The 555-nt window shown below is 25.4% G+C and carries 1 protein-coding gene; it reads left to right on the top strand.

The window, feature by feature from the left end; translation table 11 throughout:
- Window positions 1-290: NDxxF motif lipoprotein (locus IE142_RS40275; protein WP_191889509.1), on the top strand; the 290-nt coding region annotated here is incomplete at its 5' end.
- Window positions 291-555 lie beyond the last annotated feature (265 nt).

The following is a 555-nucleotide window of genomic DNA, read 5'->3' on the forward strand; positions in this document are numbered from 1 at the left end:
ATTTAGCAGTTAAGAACGATTTACATTTCAAAAAATTTATAAAAAACAATCACATCCCTGAAGAATATAAAGATCCAACAGATCGCATAATTAATTATTTTCACGCTTTAAATAGTACCATTTCAAATGTAGATGCAGACATTGAGAAATTAAACTACCAACCACAAAATTCAATTAACGTTGTTGATGTACCCACAAAATATTCAGGTGATGTAAATAAAAAACAACAAGATAAAATTACTACTTTCCTTAAGAAAAAAGGAATAGACACAGAAGTATTTAATAAATAAAACAAAATGTTTTTTCTATATCACATTATTTTACTTGCCCAAAAAAGATGTTGTACTAACATCTTTTTTGGGCTTGTTTTTGATATTCGAGTTAATTTCATCATCCCATCTTTTTGAAACATGCCTTCGCTATTTTGACAATTCAATATATTTATTACACAATAAAATTAATATAGCATATATATTTTTTCTAAATAAAAAGAAATGAGGAAAATCATTATGAAGATACGTTTAACATTTATTATCTTAGCAATACTATCCACCA

It is taken from the genome of Streptomyces mutabilis, assembly GCF_014649815.1.
In the GTDB taxonomy this organism is placed as follows: Bacteria; Actinomycetota; Actinomycetes; order Streptomycetales; family Streptomycetaceae; genus Streptomyces; species Streptomyces mutabilis.